Below are 706 nucleotides of genomic sequence, written 5' to 3'. Positions count from 1 at the left end.
TCCAATACATTTTCTACCACCAAATAATTATGTTTAGAGTTTGTAGTCACTTTAAATTTTTTGCTTAATTTACTTCTCAAACCAAGTTCTTTCATATATTTTGCAACGGTTACTCTGGAAATTTTATAGCCTAAAGAATTCAATTCAAAAGTAATCCTTGGACTTCCGTAACGTTGTTTTGATGAAAAATAAATTGAAGTGATTTGCTGTTTTATTTTTTCTTTCAAAAGCAATCTTTTGCTACAGGGTCTGTTTTTCCATTTGTAATAGCCACTAGAACTTAGTATTAAAACTTGGCACATCTTTTCAATCGGGAAAATAGATTCATTATTTTTTATGAATTTATATTTCATCGACCGCTCTTGGAGAAGATGCCGATTGCTTTTTTTAATATATCTCGTTCCAGCTCTGCATCTTTCAGCTTTTTTTCAAGCTCGTGAATCTTTTCCTGTTCAGGGGTTAATTTTAAATTTCCGTTCCCCGGAAAGCTGCCTTCCCCGAACTCTTCGTACTCTTTGCGCCATTTGTAAAGCAACGTGACTGCGATTCCCAGTTCTCTTGCGAGTTCTGAAATATTAGTTCGTTCTTTGCTTAGCTGAACGGCCTTGGTTTTAAAAGCAGGGTCGTAGATTTTTCTCTCTCGTTTCATAGGTTAAAATTAAGGTTTTATGCTTAACTTTAACTGGACGCTAAATTAGTACATCCA

The 706-nt window shown here is 34.4% G+C and carries 2 protein-coding genes; both read right to left on the bottom strand.

The window, feature by feature from the left end:
- Positions 1-227 (bottom strand): IS3 family transposase (locus tag H6W52_RS21295; protein ID WP_228459460.1); only part of this gene is annotated, 227 nt, incomplete at its 3' end.
- Between the two features lie 122 nt (positions 228-349).
- Entirely contained in the window at positions 350-649 is a 300-nt protein-coding gene (locus H6W52_RS21120; RefSeq protein WP_185216988.1) for a transposase, read from the bottom strand.
- Positions 650-706 lie beyond the last annotated feature (57 nt).

Source organism: Chryseobacterium sp. C2(2020), assembly GCF_014218915.1.
Taxonomy (GTDB): Bacteria; Bacteroidota; Bacteroidia; order Flavobacteriales; family Weeksellaceae; genus Chryseobacterium; species Chryseobacterium mucoviscidosis.
Note: the sequence above shows the minus strand (reverse complement) of the source record. Positions and strands in the feature narration are given on the sequence as shown.

Bases quoted from the DNA above. Each gene is read 5' to 3' on its own strand.
- H6W52_RS21120 (WP_185216988.1), bottom strand. From the start codon at position 649: ATGAAACGAGAGAGAAAAATCTACGACCCTGCTTTTAAAACCAAGGCC.